The organism is Nocardia sp. NPDC004260 (genome assembly GCF_053603155.1).
Window position 1 is genome coordinate 23,009 of sequence record NZ_JBSGEZ010000045.1, and the last position, 13,043, is coordinate 36,051.

Consider the following 13,043-nt stretch of genomic DNA (forward strand, 5'->3'; position numbering starts at 1 on the left):
GTCGTAGGCTGCCCGCCTATGACGATCCTCGGTATCGGCTTGGACTTGGTGACCATCTCCGAGTTCGCCGAACAGCTCGAACGCGCCGGAACGACGATGCTCCGGGAAAGTTTCACCGCGGGTGAGCGGCGCTACTGCCAGAGCAAAGGAACCGACCCGGCGCGCAGCTACGCGGCGCGGTGGGCGGCGAAAGAGGCGGTGCTCAAAGCATGGGCCTCGTCGCGGTTCGCCCGCCGCCCGCAGATCGGGGACAACCCCTATCCGCTGATCGAGGTGGTCAACGACGCGTGGGGCAGGCCGAGCATCAAGCTGCACGGCCTGGCCGCCGAATTCCTGCCCCGGGTAAGGGTTCACCTCTCGCTGACCCACGACGGCGACACCGCCGCCGCGATGGTGGTGCTGGAGGATCCGGGCGAGCTGGCCGACCTCATCGAAGGCCGCGACAGCGCCGGTTGAGTCGCGCGGTTGGTCCCGGTTCCGGCCGGGACCACCACTTATTTTTGGCCGCCGGTCCGCGATTCCTTCTCCGCGACCAGCAGATAGGCGACCATCAGCCGCTTGAGTTCGGCGACCGCGTCGGCACTGCTCTGCTCGTCCTGCACGGAGAAGTTGAGCATCGAATAGACCACGTGCACCAGCACTTCGGCCATCATGGTGCGCCGTGGCCGCGGGGTGCGCGGCGTGAGCGGCCGCAGCATCTGCGACACGACCTCGGCGAACTGCTTCTCGTGGATCGCCCCGGTGGCCCGAGTGGACGGCGTGGACTGCATGGCCAGCCACACCTCCCGCCGGGACGGGTCGGTCATCCAGAGGTTGGCCAGGTGGTCGACGAACTGGTTCATGTGCCGCAACCAGTCCAGCGAGGGAATCTCGCCGTGGAAGTCGGCCAGCTCCTGGGAAACGGCAACCAGATCTCGGCGATTCAGCTCACAGACGATGACGTACTTGTTGGCGAAGAACTGGTACAGCGTGCCGATCGGCACCTCCGCCCTGGCCGCCACCTCCTCGCAGGTGAACGACTCGAACCCGACCTCGACGAGCAGCTCCCTGGACGCCTGGAGTAAGGCGTCGAACTTTCGTTTGCTGCGTTCCTGCGTCGGCCGGCGTCGCGGCATGAGCTCCTGTGGGTCGTCCTGCAGCTCCAACGCAGGGTCCAGACGGTGCTTCACCCTGGCCTCCGCGCGTACTTCCACGCATCCAGGCTAACGGTAGGGACAAGCGTGCGATACGCGCATCCGCCGTTCGCGTCCAGCTGACTTGATTTCCGCTACCCATCCGTAACCGATGCGGCATCGAACATATACCGAGCGCGCGTGCATCGCGACGTGTGTTCCGAGCAGGGGAATCCATGGGGCTCATGGCTTTCGGCAAGCCCGTGAGCTCGGTCAATGCACAGAGGGGAAGGCGTGATCAGTGGTAGCTGAATCTGTGGTGACTCTCGGCGTTTCGACCGAACGCGGTGCCGTGCACGCGGTGGCGCTCGCCGACGGCAGGAAGCTGGCCGATCGGGTGCTGCTGCGCCGGATCGAGCGAACGGACGGCGACAGCAAGGCGGACGTGGCCGAGGCGGTCGAGGCCGCGCTGGACGCCCTGGCCGCCGGGCTGGGCTCGGAGCGGGAAGTCGGTGGCGTGGCCGTCGCCTATCGGGACGCCGCGGAGCGTCGCGCCATCGTGACCCGGCTGGCGGCAGGCCCGTGGCACAGCGCCTCGATGGTCTCGGTGAAATCGGCCCACCTGAGCGTGGCGAGCATGATGACGTGGCTCGACGCCTACGACAACCTGCTGGTGTGCGAGGTGGTGCCCGGGTACCACGCGTTCACGCTGGTCGACCGGGGCCGCCGCCGGGTGCTCGCCGCCGTGGGGCAGGCGGGCCGGGCGACGCCCCGGTCGCTGGGCATCGGCGTCACGGCGGCGTGGGATCAGCTGGACGCGGCCGGCGCGCGGCCGGACGCGGTGGCGCTGATCGGCTCGGCGGGCGCGGGCTCCGCGGTGCTGACGGCGGTCGAGAAATTCGGGGCTCCGGTGATCCCCTGCACGGTAGGCGCTTTCGCGTCCGCCGCGGGCGCGGCGTTGAGCGCCCGGCTGGAGCAGGACAGCTACGTCGGGCCGGTGAGCGAGTCGAGTCGGGCGCGCGGCGGCGTCGCGGTGTTCGCCGCGGCCGGGGTGCTGGCCAGCGGAATGGTCGTCGGCGGGAGCTATCTGCTGAACGATTCCGCGCAGCCGACGCCGACCGTCGTGGCGGACGCCCGGATCGAAGGCGCAGGCGCGACGCATCCGGTAGAGCCGGTCCGTCCCGCGGACACCGAGGCGGACGAGTCGTTCGACGGGCCGCGGGGCGGCGATGCCACCACGACCGGAGTGTGGCTTCCGGACCAGCGCGGGGGGCTTGCCCCGCGGCATAGTCCGTTGCCGTTGGTCGCCGCGGACGCGACAACCGGGCCGGAGACGGAAACCCCCGAGCCGCTCCTGCCGGGGACCGGCGTTCCGACCGATCGCAAGGTGGGCGCACCCGACGCCGCGTTGCTGTTCCCCGGTGAGGCCCCACCACCCGCCGTGTTCACCCCGGAAGCCGCGGACTGGTGGGACGAGCACCTTCGCCTGATGGCGCAGTGGGCAGCCCAGCAGGTGTGGCAGGTCTGATCCGATCCACCCGACTTCGGCCCGGCGCCCCTGTGGCGCCGGGCTTTTCGTTGCCCGCGCTACACCGACAGATCGCGGCGCAACTTGGCGACGTGGCCGGTGGCGCGGACGTTGTACTGCGCGACGGCGATCTTGCCCGCTTCGTCCACCAGGAAGGTCGAGCGAATGACGCCGACGACCGTCTTGCCGTACATGGTCTTCTCGCCGTACGCGCCCCACGCGGTGAGCACGGCGCGATCGGGATCCGACAGCAGCGGGAAGGTCAGCCGTTCGGCGTCGCGGAACTTGGCCAGCTTGGCGGGCTTGTCCGGTGAGATGCCGACGACGTCGATGCCCGCGCCGTCCAGGTCGGCCAGGTTGTCGCGGAAGTCGCAGGCTTGCTTGGTGCAGCCGGGCGTGCTCGCGGCGGGGTAGAAGTACACGATCACCTTGCGACCGCGGTAGTCCGACAGCGAGACGTCCTTGCCGTCGGCGTCGGGAAGCGTGAAGTCGGGGGCGGTGTCGCCCGGGGAGAGTCGTTGGTTGGTGGTCACCTTCTGCACGGTATCCGAAGGTTCCGACCGGAGATCCGCGCGCGGCCGGATAGCGGCGCGTGGCGGCGGATAGACTCGTCCGCGAGCCCCGGGTGCTCCGCGAACGGCCGAGCGTGCGGTGCGATTCGTGCACCGGGTGCGGCAATCGACAACAGGAGGGTGGAACGTGGCAAGGGATACCGAGCGGATCGAGCACGAAATCGAGGCCGCCCGCACTCGGCTGGCGAGCACGCTCGACGAACTCGCGGTACGCGCGGACCCGCATCGGATCGCGGACGACACCAAGCAGATCGTGGTCTCGAAGCTGAACGAGCCGAAGGTGAAATACAGCCTGATCGGCGCGGCCGCTGTGGTGGTCGGGCTGGTGCTGCTCAAGATCTTCCGCTGAGCTGGAAAAACGACGACACCCGGTGGGCGATGCCCACCGGGTGTCGTCGTTTCGCGGTCGGTTCAGACCGTCGGGCAGGCGAAGCCGTCGCCGTCGGGATCCAGGTGCGGGCCGTAGCCCGGTTCGCCGCGGAACAGCGGCGCGTGTCCCGCGGCGCGGGCGTCGTCGCAGTTGGCGTAGGCGCCACCGGCCGAACCGGTCTGCGACAGACCGGCCGAGCCGGTCGCGGCGGAGCCGGTGTCGACGGCCGAGGAGCCCGTTCCGGCGGATCCGGACGGAGGGGCGGCTAGGGCGGCAGGAGCCGCGAGAAAGGTCAATCCCGCGATGGCCGCGCTGACGGAGAGCCGGCGAACGTTCATGTATTCCTCTATGTATGTGGTTGCTGCGGTGGATGGGCGTCCGACCGGACGCCGCATCCACTGTTGTGACGGGCCGCTCTCTTGTCAACCTCGCGGGGACGGAACTAGGGGATTAGGGGATCGCACCCGGTGTCGTGGCTCAGGCGGTCGTCCCGGCGCCGCGGATGTGCTCCGCTGGGATGTTTCCCATGCGCCCGGCCTGGTAGTCCTCCATCGCTTCGATGATCTCCGCACGGGTGTTCATCACGAACGGCCCGTACTGCACCACCGGTTCGCGGATCGGCTGTCCGCCGAGCAGCAGGACTTCGAGCGCTCCGGTCCGATTGTCTTGGCGCGCATCGGCTGTCACGCTGATCGCGTCTCCGTGGCCGAAGACCGCGAGCTGCCCCTCGTTCAGTGGCCTGCGCTCCGCGCCCACAGTGCCGCTGCCGGACAGCACGTACGCCATCGCCGTGAACTCTTGCGGCCAAGGTGTTTCGAGGATCCCGCCGGGCGTGATCGACGCGTGGGCGTAGGCGATCGGGGTGTATGTCGAACCGGGGCCGGTGAATCCGCCGACCTCTCCGGCGATGAGCCGCACCAGCGCGCCGCCGTCGTGCGAACTCACCAGCGTCAGTTCGCTGGCGCGCAGGTCCTGGTAACGCGGCGTGGCGAACTTGAGCGCGCGCGGCAGGTTCACCCAGAGCTGGATGCCGTGGAACCAGCCGCCGGAGGCGACCATCTCCTCCGGCGGTACCTCGTCGTGCAGGATGCCGGAGCCCGCGGTCATCCACTGGGTGTCGCCTTCGCCGATGATGCCGCCGCCGCCCTGCGAGTCGTGGTGCACCATGGTGCCGTCGAGCATGTAGGTGACCGTCTCGAAGCCGCGGTGCGGATGCCACGGGGCCCCCTTCGCCTCGTGCGGTTCGTAGGCGACCGGACCCATCTGGTCGAGCAGGATGAAGGGATCGGCCGTGCGCAGATCCATGCTGGGGAACGGCCTGCGCACCTCGAATCCCGCGCCTTCGCGCTGTTTGTGCGCGGTGACCAGGCTCCGGACCGGCCGTTGGCGCAGGGTCGCGTCCGGGCGGGGGAGGCGTGGCAGAACCATGATGTCGGGAACGGTGACGGCGGGCATGGGGACCTCCTCAGGAGTTGGTGTCCATGTCAACCAACGGTGACTACACTTCATTCCCATGGTCCGGTGGTTGAGTGACGACGAGCAGGCGACGTGGCAGGCCTACGTACGGCTGCGCCAGCGTTTGGACGGGGCGATTTCCGCCGGGCTGGCCGAGGACGGCCTGTCCCTGGCGGACTACGAGCTGATGGTGGCGTTGTCGGCAGCCGCCAACGGGTGTCTGCGCGCCAAAGAGCTGGCCACCGAGGTGTGCTGGGAGAAGAGCCGGCTGTCCAAGCATCTGGCCAGGATGGACGCGCGCGGACTGGTCGAGCGGCGCCCCGCGGAGGAGGATGCCCGCGGCATCATCGTTCAGCTCACGCCGCAGGGGCGCGTGGCGCTGGAGCGGGCCGCGCCCAACCATGTCGATCTGGTCCGTCGCGTCTTCGTCGAGCTGATGACGCCGGGTGAGGCGCGTGCGCTGCGCGCGCTGGCGGACAAGGTGATCACCGAGGTCGAGCAGGTGACCGAACTCGGCGCCTGATCGCAGTTCGTTCCCGCCGCTATCCGGCTTCGGTGTCGTGCCGCCGCCATCGACGCCACCACTGGCGGCGTGGAGGCGGCGCGATGCGGCCGGCCTGCGCAGGGGCGGGGCCGGTGGATTCGAGGCTGGGTTGCGCGCGTTTCGGCCTTGCGGCCTCGCGTGCGCGCCTCCATTGCTCGACGATCTCGTCCGCGTTCACCGGAGCGATCGGGACGAACGGTCCTTGCGGCATCCGCAGCCACTCCACGATGCGTTTGTTGAGTTCGCTCACGGCGGCTCGCACCTCGCGCTCGCCGGTCGCATCACGCACGGTCTCGGGCAGGTGCTCGATATCGCGTCGCAGCAACAGCGACGGGGGCAGCAGCGCGTCACCGCTGACTCCTTCGCGACGCAGATATGCGCGCAGCCACCAGTCCTCGTCGGGAGCCGTGCCCACCCCGGGAATCGGTTTGCCGGTACCGGGCAGGTTGTCGAGTTCGCCGCGCTCGGCCGCCTCCCGGATCTGCTTGTCGACCCACGATTCGAAGGTCTGCTTCGGCGGCTTGCGCTCGGTCATCGTGACGGCTGCGTAGGCGGGTGCATGACGCTAGTCTACGGAAGTCTGTAGTAGACACGGAAAACGTTGAAGCACAAAGACTTTAGCGGAAACTCAGGACCACGGCGTGATCGGCGGCTTCACCCAGAGCAGTTTCTCGTCGGTGTGCTCGCGCCGGGCCGCGGGATGCCGCGGATGTCGGGCGGCCCAGTCGTCCTTCTCCGTCAGCAGCCGTGCCACCGCGGTCCAGGTCTCGTCGGTGCTCGGCGGGTTCGTTCCGGCGGCCTTGGCGAGTTTGCGCCGTACCGGCGCGGGCATCGCGAGCACCTCGGAGCCGGTGATACCACGGGGCCAGAGGTAACTCGCCAGCCGGCGTGCTTTCTCGGCGCGGCTCTTGGCCGCCGCGTCGTTGTGTGCGTAGTCGGTCACGGCAAGGTCCAGGGGGTCGCGGGGATGTGCACCATTATTGCCGGAGCCGCAGATGCGCCTGGCCGACCGCGCGGACACGGCCGGAAGCGCCGCAGCCTCCCCATCCGATGGATGGGGAGGCTGCGTGGCGGGGTGGATCAGTACGCGCTGTTGACGTTGTCCATCGAGCCGTAGCGGTGCGCCGCGTAGTTGCAGGCGGCGGCGATGTTGGCGACCGGGTCCCAGATGTCGAACGGCGTGCCGGCGACGTGGTAGGCGGCGAAGGTGGGGTCGATCACCTGGAGCAGGCCCTTGGACGGGATGCCCATGGCGGCGTTGGAGTCCCACAGGTTGATCGCCTGGGGATTGCCCGTCGACTCGCGCATGATGTTGCGGTAGATGCCGTTGTAGGTGCCGGGGATGCCGTTCGCCGACATGATGTCGAGCGCCTGGCGGATCCAGCCGTCCAGGTTGTCCGCGTAGACCGGCGGGGCCGGGGCGGGCATCGGGGCCGGGACCGGGGCCGCCTCCGGAGCGGGCGCGGGCGCGGGGGCGGGCGCGGGTGCGGGCATCGGCGCGGGGATCGCCTCGGCCGCCGGTGCGGCGACCGGAGCGGCTGCGGCCTCGGGCTGCTGCTCGGCCACCATGGCGATGCGAGACGGGACGCTGTTGTCGGCAACGGACGCCGCGGAGCAGGCGGCCACGGCGACGACACCCGCGGCGGCGAAGGCGACGGTGACGGTTTCGCGGAGCGAGGGGCGGCGAAGGGTGGAAAGGCGTCTGTCAGGCATTGCGAATCGGTTCCTTGATCGGGGACTTACTCGATCCGGCCGCAGTTGGGCAGCACGGATCCTGCGGCGTACGCTCGTGTGCGTTCGCCGAAACGGCCATGTGCTTTTGTGTGGTTTTGTTGTGGGGGACGCTGATGTCCCCGGAACGCGACGCTTCGTGCGTGCGGCACCGGATCGCCCTCGGTGGGCTCGGCCGCTTGTCGCGCGAGACTCCGCATCCTCGATGCGGTGAGACGGGCGGAAGTATGGGATTGCGGGTCCGTTGCCGGATTCCGCTCCGCCGATCACGTGGCGGGCAGGGTGCCTGCCGTGTGATCGTTACCGAATCGGTGTCTACAACTCCTCGGGCTGACCAAACTTCAGGTCGCTTTGTGACCTGATTGCAGAATGGTCACGCATAGTTAACAGACGGTGAACTGATCATGAACGGCAGGCGCAGACGATCTTGGAAAGCCCAGGACGCAGTTGTCGAATCGTTATCTAAGCTGGGAGTTTGCCGTTAAACCTCTTGTGCCGTAGGTCACAGAAATTTTTGGGCGCACAGGTGGATTTCCCGGCGATCGCGGGCGTATAGCTGTCCGAATTGAGACCACTGGTGCAACTGGGAAAAAGTCCAGGTCACGGTGATGTCACGGGAATCGGGCCATCATGGAGACGAAAAAACCGTGCCCTTGCCAGCCGATGACTGGCGAGGGCGCGGTTTGCGTGTTGTGCGCCATCAGGGACTCGAACCCCGAACCCGCTGATTAAGAGTCAGCTGCTCTGCCAATTGAGCTAATGGCGCTTGCTCCGTGTTCCGGTGCGGGACAAACCTTAACAGGCCGGGGCCGCAGAAGTGAAATCGTATCCTGACCGGCGCGGATGTGATGCTCTCCGCCGCCGTAACGCGGGGATTCGCCGCGGTGATCCAGTGGTGGTAACGCTGCAGTGACGGACTAGGTGTTCACATTGGCCAGGACGTGACGCACTGGCAGAATGTCCGATTGTGGTTTCGACCGCCCGCGTACACGGCGGGGTGAGCGGCGTGGCGGTCGGCATCCGAAGCCCTCGGTGTGTCCTGGAGCGCCGAGACTTTGAAACGGGGTTGAAATGAGTTTTGGTCGAGGTCGGCACGTGCGCAAGCCGACTACGAGGCGGTCGCTACGCACGTTCGCGGGACCGGTGATAGTTGTCGCGGTCGCCGCGCTGGCATTGACCGGATGTTCGGCATCCGACGCCAAGGACGCGGCTCAGGTGGCCATCGACCGCAACCCCATCACGGAACTGATCAAGCCAAAGCTGTTGTCGCCGGTGAAGGATGGCGAGGTAGGGGTATCGCCGGGCGTCCCGTTGGCGTTCAAGGTGGAAGACGGCAAGTTCACCAACGTGAGCTTGGTCACCCCGCAGGGCAAGGCGGTGGAGGGCAAGCTCGCCGCCGACGGGCGTTCGTGGGAGACCACCGAGGTGCTCGGCTACGGCAAGACCTACCGGCTGAAGGCCGACGCGATCGGGCTCGGCGGGGCGAACTCCGCGACGCTGAGTTTCACCACGAGTTCGCCCGGTAACCAGACCAAGCCCTACCTGGTGCCCGGCGAGGCGGAGGTCGTCGGTATCGGACAGCCGGTGGCCGTCCAGTTCGACGAGAACATCCCCGACCGGAAGGCCGCGCAGGATGCGATCAAGATCACCACGGAGCCGCCGGTGGAGGGCGCGTTCTACTGGGTGAACAACCGCGAGGTGCGCTGGCGGCCGGAGCATTTCTGGGCGCCGGGATCGAAGATCACCGTCGATGTGAACGTCTACGGACGTAATCTCGGCAACGGCCTCTACGGGCAGGACAACATCCACTCGTTCTTCACCATCGGCGACGCGATGGTCTTCACCGCCGACGACAACACCAAGCAGGTGACCGTCGAGTTGAACGGCCAGGTGATCCGCACCATGCCGACCTCGATGGGCAAGGACAGCACCCCCACCGACAACGGGGTCTACATCGTGGCCGACCGCCACGAGAAGATCATCATGGACTCCTCGACCTACGGCGTGGCGGTCAACGCGCCCGACGGGTACAAGACGCCGGTCGACTTCGCGACGCGACTGTCCTACAGCGGCATCTTCTTCCACTCGGCGCCGTGGTCGGTCGGTGCGCAGGGGTACAGCAACACCAGTCACGGCTGCCTGAACCTCAGCCCGGCGAACGCGCAGTGGGTCTTCCAGAACGCCAAGCGCGGTGACATCACGATCGTGAAGAACACCGTGGGCGGCACCCTGTCCGGTGTGGACGGCTTGGGTGACTGGAACATCCCGTGGCCGGTCTGGAAAGCGGGCAACGCCGAAGACAATCGCTGAGCCGAAGCGGAACGCCGAACGGGCCACTGGAGCGAATCCGGTGGCCCGTTCAGCGTTCAGGGGGTCACGGCAGCATGTTGCAACCCAACTGGGCGTCGCCCAGGATCGCGATGGCGCTGCCGGTGGCGGCGCACAGCAGCTTGCTGCCCGCCGAACCGGTGCCGGAGGAGCCGGTGGTGGCCAGGCCGCCCGCCGATCCGCTCGACGCCGAGCCGGAGTCGGGCAGCGGGGGAAGTCCGATTCCCGCGACCGCGGTTCCGCTGGATCCGGTGAGGAGAGTGGCGCCGACGAAGGCTGCGATAACCGCGGAACGCATCACGAGGTGTGTCTTTCTGGTCTAACCGGGAAGGCGCCCCAGCGACACCGTCCTACGTGCACCGCAGTCTACGGACGCATGGCGGATTCTGGAGTGGTTTCGTTTCACATCGCGGCGAGCGCCTGCGGCAAAAGGTTTGGGGCGCAGCGAAAAAGCCCGTGGCGGAGTGCCAGCCGCGCCCGATCGAGCCGACCTAGCTCTCGGTGAGGACGTCCGCCTCGGGTCCAGTGCCGGGCGAGGTCGTCCAGCTCGGTGAACGCGATGACGCTGCGGAAGTGGCGGGTTCCGGAGTGCGGACGCTAGCCGGGGCCTGGGACGAGATGATTTCCGCGTCGGAGAGACCCGGGCGATATTCCACGTCGGGAATGAACAGAGTAGAGAAGGCGCCAGCCGTAGTGTGCGAACCGCCTCAGAGGACGGTTCGCACACCGCGACACCTGGGGTGAGCGACGGGACTCGAACCCGCGACAGCCAGGATCACAACCTGGTGCTCTACCAACTGAACTACGCTCACCATCGCTGGTGAAGAACCAGCGGGCTAGATATTAGCGTGTCTACCCGCCCACTCCCTAATCGTTATCTGGCGAGCCGTTGACCTGCGCCGATTCGGTCCGCCGTTCAGCGGTCTCGGAGACCTCGGCGGCGACGGCGGCGATTTCGGTGGTGGAGGGACCGGGCGGCGCGACGAAGGCGGTCCGCCGGTAGTACTCCAGTTCCCGGATGGACTCCTGGATGTCGGCCAGTGCGCGATGGCTCAGCCCCTTCTCCGGCTGGCCGAAGTAGATGCGTGGGTACCAGCGGCGGCACAGCTCCTTGATCGAGCTCACGTCGACCATCCGGTAGTGCAGGTGGGCATCCAGCAGCGGCATGTCCCTGGCGATGAAACCGCGGTCGGTGGCGATCGAGTTGCCGGCCAGCGGCACGGTGCGCGGGGTGGGGATGTACTGGCGGATGTAGTCGAGCACGCGCTGCTCGGCCTCTTCGAGGGTGACGGTGGAGCGGCGGACCTCGTCGGTCAGCCCGGAGCGCGCGTGCATCTCGGCGACCACGGCAGGCATCGCGGCCAGCGCGTCGTCCTCGGCGTGGATGACGATGTCCACGCCCTCGCCGAGGATGTTGAGATCGCTGTCGGTCACGAGTGCGGCCACCTCGATCAGCTTGTCGCTGTCCAAGCGCAAGCCGGTCATCTCGCAATCCATCCACACCATGTATTTGTCGGACACCCGTGCAACATTAGCCGGGCGAAGGTCCGGTGCCTGCGATACGGCTCGGCAACCCCGAAGCCGCCGATGCAGGCAGGAATCCGACCGGCGGCGATACAGTTTCTTCCAGATCGGTACCCGGCGTTTTCGGTGCGGCAGCAAACATCGAGTGAAGCAGCCCGGTCGAGCCAGGACGGAGACGTGCGATGACCACCCCGCAGGAGAAGGCGGCCGCGGCGCGCAAAGCGGCCGACGAGGCGGCGCGGATCGCCGCGGAGGCCTCCGCCGCCGCGGAGGCCGCGGAACGTGAACTGGCCGAGCAGACAGCGGGTGGAGCCGGTGCCGCCGAAGGAAGAGACGAACCGTCCCCGGGCTCGACCGCCGCGCAAGAGATCGCCGCGGGCTACGCGTTCGAGGGCGCCGCGCTGGAACTGGGCACCGTGGTGGTCGATGCGAGGGTGGATTCCGCTGCGCGCGTCCGTATCCCGATGCGGATGATGAACCGGCACGGTTTGGTCGCGGGGGCGACCGGCACGGGGAAGACGAAAACCCTCCAAGGCATCGCGGAGCAACTGTCGAGCGCCGGGGTTCCGGTGGTGCTGGCGGATATCAAAGGCGACCTGTCGGGTTTGGCCGAGCCGGGCCGATCGAGCGAAAGACTCGCCACGCGGATCGCGGAGACCGGCGCCGCGGACTGGGCGGCGACCGGCTTCCCCACCGAGTTCGTGTCGCTGGGCACCACCGGGGCGGGGCTTCCGATTCGCGCCACGATCAGTTCGTTCGGCCCGGTTCTGCTGAGCAAGGTGCTCGGGCTGAACGAGACGCAGGAATCCACCCTCGGCCTGATCTTCCACTGGGCCGACCGCAACGGCCTCGCGCTGCTGGACCTGAAGGACCTGCGCGCCGTGATCACCCATCTGACCAGCCCCGAGGGAAAGGAGGATCTGAAGGGCATCGGCGGTGTCTCCGCGGCCACCGCGGGCGTGATCCTGCGCGCCTTGGCGAATCTGGAGGCCGACGGCGGCGACACGTTCTTCGGCGAGCCGGAACTCGACCCGGCCGACCTGGTGCGGGTGGTGGACGGAAAAGGGGTGATCACGCTCTTCGAGCTGGGTGCCGAGGCGGCGCGGCCGGTGATGTTCTCCACATTCCTGATGTGGGTGCTGGCCGACCTGTTCCAGACCCTGCCGGAGGTCGGCGACGTGGAGCGGCCCGAGCTGGTCTTCATCTTCGACGAGGCGCACCTCCTGTTCTCCGACGCCTCGAAGGCGTTCTTGGATCAGGTGGAGCAGACCGTCAAACTGATCAGGTCCAAGGGAGTGGGCGTGTTCTTCTGCACACAGTTGCCCACCGATATCCCGAATCCGGTGTTGTCCCAGCTCGGCGCGCGCATTCAGCACGCGTTGCGCGCGTTCACCCCGGACGACCAGAAGGCGTTGGCCAAGACCGTCCGCACCTACCCGAGGACCGGTGTATACGACCTGGAGCAGGCGCTGACCTCCCTCGGCACCGGCGAGGCGATCGTGACGGTGCTCTCCGAGCAGGGCGCGCCGACGCCGGTGGCCTGGACCAGGATGAGGCCGCCCCGGTCGCTGATGGACACCATCGGCGTGGACGCGATCCGGTCGCGGGCGCTGTCCAGCTCGCTGGCCTCGAAGTACGCCCGGACCATCGACCGGGAATCGGCCTACGAACTGCTGGCCGCCAAGGTGGCCGACGCGACGCGGGAGCCGGAACCGGCGCCCGTCCCCGGCCGTAGCGTGAACCGCGTGGAAGAGGAGTCCGCCGCCGAGCGGATCATGCGGAATCCCGCGGTCCGCGGCTTCCTGCGCTCGGCCGCCACCGCGGCGGGACGCGAGATCACCCGCAGTCTGTTCGGCACCCGGCGCCGCTGAGCGCGCCG

General features: G+C 67.9%; 15 protein-coding genes and 2 tRNA genes. 6 read left to right on the forward strand and 11 right to left on the reverse strand.

Going from position 1 to position 13,043, the window contains the following annotated elements:
• Positions 1–18: 18 nt before the first annotated feature.
• A complete protein-coding gene (acpS, locus tag ACWEO7_RS24440) occupies positions 19–456 on the forward strand; it encodes a holo-ACP synthase AcpS (RefSeq protein WP_043721202.1) in 438 nt (145 codons plus the stop codon).
• Between the two features lie 38 nt (positions 457–494).
• Here acpS and ACWEO7_RS24445 read toward each other — a convergent pair whose 3' ends face one another.
• Positions 495–1,115, reverse strand: a complete 621-nt coding sequence (locus ACWEO7_RS24445) for a TetR family transcriptional regulator (protein ID WP_450023696.1) — start codon at positions 1,113–1,115, stop codon at positions 495–497.
• A 298-nt stretch (positions 1,116–1,413) separates the two neighbouring features.
• Here ACWEO7_RS24445 and ACWEO7_RS24450 point away from each other — a divergent pair, with 298 nt between their 5' ends.
• Positions 1,414–2,640 carry a hypothetical protein gene (locus ACWEO7_RS24450; protein WP_452426395.1) on the forward strand — a complete coding sequence of 409 codons (1,227 nt, stop codon included), beginning with the start codon at positions 1,414–1,416 and terminating at the stop codon, positions 2,638–2,640.
• 59 nt (positions 2,641–2,699) lie between these two features.
• On the opposite strand, the gene bcp is transcribed toward ACWEO7_RS24450, so the two are convergent.
• On the reverse strand, positions 2,700–3,173 hold the full coding sequence (gene bcp / locus ACWEO7_RS24455; protein ID WP_355075844.1) for a thioredoxin-dependent thiol peroxidase: 474 nt from the start codon (positions 3,171–3,173) through the stop codon (positions 2,700–2,702).
• A 166-nt stretch (positions 3,174–3,339) separates the two neighbouring features.
• Here bcp and ACWEO7_RS24460 point away from each other — a divergent pair, with 166 nt between their 5' ends.
• Positions 3,340–3,561: a DUF3618 domain-containing protein gene (locus ACWEO7_RS24460; RefSeq protein ID WP_379254230.1), complete on the forward strand. Its 222-nt coding sequence runs from the start codon at positions 3,340–3,342 to the stop codon at positions 3,559–3,561.
• Between the two features lie 62 nt (positions 3,562–3,623).
• On the opposite strand, the gene ACWEO7_RS24465 is transcribed toward ACWEO7_RS24460, so the two are convergent.
• Together ACWEO7_RS24465 and ACWEO7_RS24470 are read right to left on the reverse strand one after the other, a co-directional pair.
• Entirely contained in the window at positions 3,624–3,920 is a 297-nt protein-coding gene (locus ACWEO7_RS24465) for an excalibur calcium-binding domain-containing protein (RefSeq protein WP_355075846.1), read from the reverse strand.
• Positions 3,921–4,059: 139 nt separating this feature from the next.
• Positions 4,060–5,037: a pirin family protein gene (locus tag ACWEO7_RS24470; protein ID WP_452426397.1), complete on the reverse strand. Its 978-nt coding sequence runs from the start codon at positions 5,035–5,037 to the stop codon at positions 4,060–4,062.
• Positions 5,038–5,107: 70 nt separating this feature from the next.
• On the opposite strand from ACWEO7_RS24470, the gene ACWEO7_RS24475 reads away from it, so the two are divergent.
• Positions 5,108–5,560 (forward strand): MarR family winged helix-turn-helix transcriptional regulator, encoded by a 453-nt coding sequence (locus ACWEO7_RS24475; RefSeq protein WP_450019762.1) that lies wholly within the window; start codon positions 5,108–5,110, stop codon positions 5,558–5,560.
• Positions 5,561–5,579: 19 nt separating this feature from the next.
• On the opposite strand, the gene ACWEO7_RS24480 is transcribed toward ACWEO7_RS24475, so the two are convergent.
• The 4 genes from ACWEO7_RS24480 to ACWEO7_RS24495 all read right to left on the reverse strand — a co-directional run bounded on the left by ACWEO7_RS24480 (position 5,580) and on the right by ACWEO7_RS24495 (position 8,078).
• Positions 5,580–6,116, reverse strand: coding sequence for a DnaJ family domain-containing protein (locus tag ACWEO7_RS24480; protein WP_452426399.1), 537 nt, complete (start codon positions 6,114–6,116; stop codon positions 5,580–5,582).
• 93 nt (positions 6,117–6,209) lie between these two features.
• Positions 6,210–6,524, reverse strand: a complete 315-nt coding sequence (locus ACWEO7_RS24485; protein ID WP_452426401.1) for a hypothetical protein — start codon at positions 6,522–6,524, stop codon at positions 6,210–6,212.
• A 137-nt stretch (positions 6,525–6,661) separates the two neighbouring features.
• Positions 6,662–7,294, reverse strand: coding sequence for a transglycosylase SLT domain-containing protein (locus tag ACWEO7_RS24490; RefSeq protein WP_356968312.1), 633 nt, complete (start codon positions 7,292–7,294; stop codon positions 6,662–6,664).
• A 711-nt stretch (positions 7,295–8,005) separates the two neighbouring features.
• Positions 8,006–8,078, reverse strand: a tRNA-Lys gene (locus ACWEO7_RS24495).
• 305 nt (positions 8,079–8,383) lie between these two features.
• Here ACWEO7_RS24495 and ACWEO7_RS24500 point away from each other — a divergent pair.
• Positions 8,384–9,622 (forward strand): L,D-transpeptidase, encoded by a 1,239-nt coding sequence (locus ACWEO7_RS24500; RefSeq protein ID WP_450019757.1) that lies wholly within the window; start codon positions 8,384–8,386, stop codon positions 9,620–9,622.
• A gap of 64 nt (positions 9,623–9,686) precedes the next feature.
• On the opposite strand, the gene ACWEO7_RS24505 is transcribed toward ACWEO7_RS24500, so the two are convergent.
• The 3 genes from ACWEO7_RS24505 to orn form a co-directional block, all read right to left on the reverse strand.
• Complete coding sequence (locus ACWEO7_RS24505) at positions 9,687–9,938, reverse strand: hypothetical protein (RefSeq protein WP_355075858.1); 252 nt, start codon at positions 9,936–9,938, stop codon at positions 9,687–9,689.
• A gap of 438 nt (positions 9,939–10,376) precedes the next feature.
• Positions 10,377–10,452, reverse strand: a tRNA-His gene (locus tag ACWEO7_RS24510).
• A 55-nt stretch (positions 10,453–10,507) separates the two neighbouring features.
• The gene (gene orn / locus ACWEO7_RS24515; RefSeq protein WP_452426448.1) at positions 10,508–11,146 is read right to left on the reverse strand and encodes an oligoribonuclease; all 639 of its coding nucleotides are present in this window, start codon (positions 11,144–11,146) and stop codon (positions 10,508–10,510) included.
• Between the two features lie 200 nt (positions 11,147–11,346).
• Between orn and ACWEO7_RS24520 the strand changes: the two genes are divergently transcribed.
• Entirely contained in the window at positions 11,347–13,035 is a 1,689-nt protein-coding gene (locus ACWEO7_RS24520) for a helicase HerA-like domain-containing protein (protein ID WP_452426404.1), read from the forward strand.
• The last annotated feature ends 8 nt before the right edge of the window (positions 13,036–13,043 follow it).

Bases quoted from the DNA above. Each gene is read 5' to 3' on its own strand.
- acpS (WP_043721202.1), top strand. From the start codon at position 19: ATGACGATCCTCGGTATCGGCTTGGACTTGGTGACCATCTCCGAGTTC.
- ACWEO7_RS24445 (WP_450023696.1), bottom strand. From the start codon at position 1,115: ATGCCGCGACGCCGGCCGACGCAGGAACGCAGCAAACGAAAGTTCGAC.
- ACWEO7_RS24465 (WP_355075846.1), bottom strand. From the start codon at position 3,920: ATGAACGTTCGCCGGCTCTCCGTCAGCGCGGCCATCGCGGGATTGACC.
- ACWEO7_RS24470 (WP_452426397.1), bottom strand. From the start codon at position 5,037: ATGCCCGCCGTCACCGTTCCCGACATCATGGTTCTGCCACGCCTCCCC.
- ACWEO7_RS24480 (WP_452426399.1), bottom strand. From the start codon at position 6,116: ATGACCGAGCGCAAGCCGCCGAAGCAGACCTTCGAATCGTGGGTCGAC.
- ACWEO7_RS24490 (WP_356968312.1), bottom strand. From the start codon at position 7,294: ATGCCTGACAGACGCCTTTCCACCCTTCGCCGCCCCTCGCTCCGCGAA.
- ACWEO7_RS24500 (WP_450019757.1), top strand. From the start codon at position 8,384: ATGAGTTTTGGTCGAGGTCGGCACGTGCGCAAGCCGACTACGAGGCGG.
- ACWEO7_RS24505 (WP_355075858.1), bottom strand. From the start codon at position 9,938: ATGCGTTCCGCGGTTATCGCAGCCTTCGTCGGCGCCACTCTCCTCACC.
- orn (WP_452426448.1), bottom strand. From the start codon at position 11,146: ATGGTGTGGATGGATTGCGAGATGACCGGCTTGCGCTTGGACAGCGAC.
- ACWEO7_RS24520 (WP_452426404.1), top strand. From the start codon at position 11,347: ATGACCACCCCGCAGGAGAAGGCGGCCGCGGCGCGCAAAGCGGCCGAC.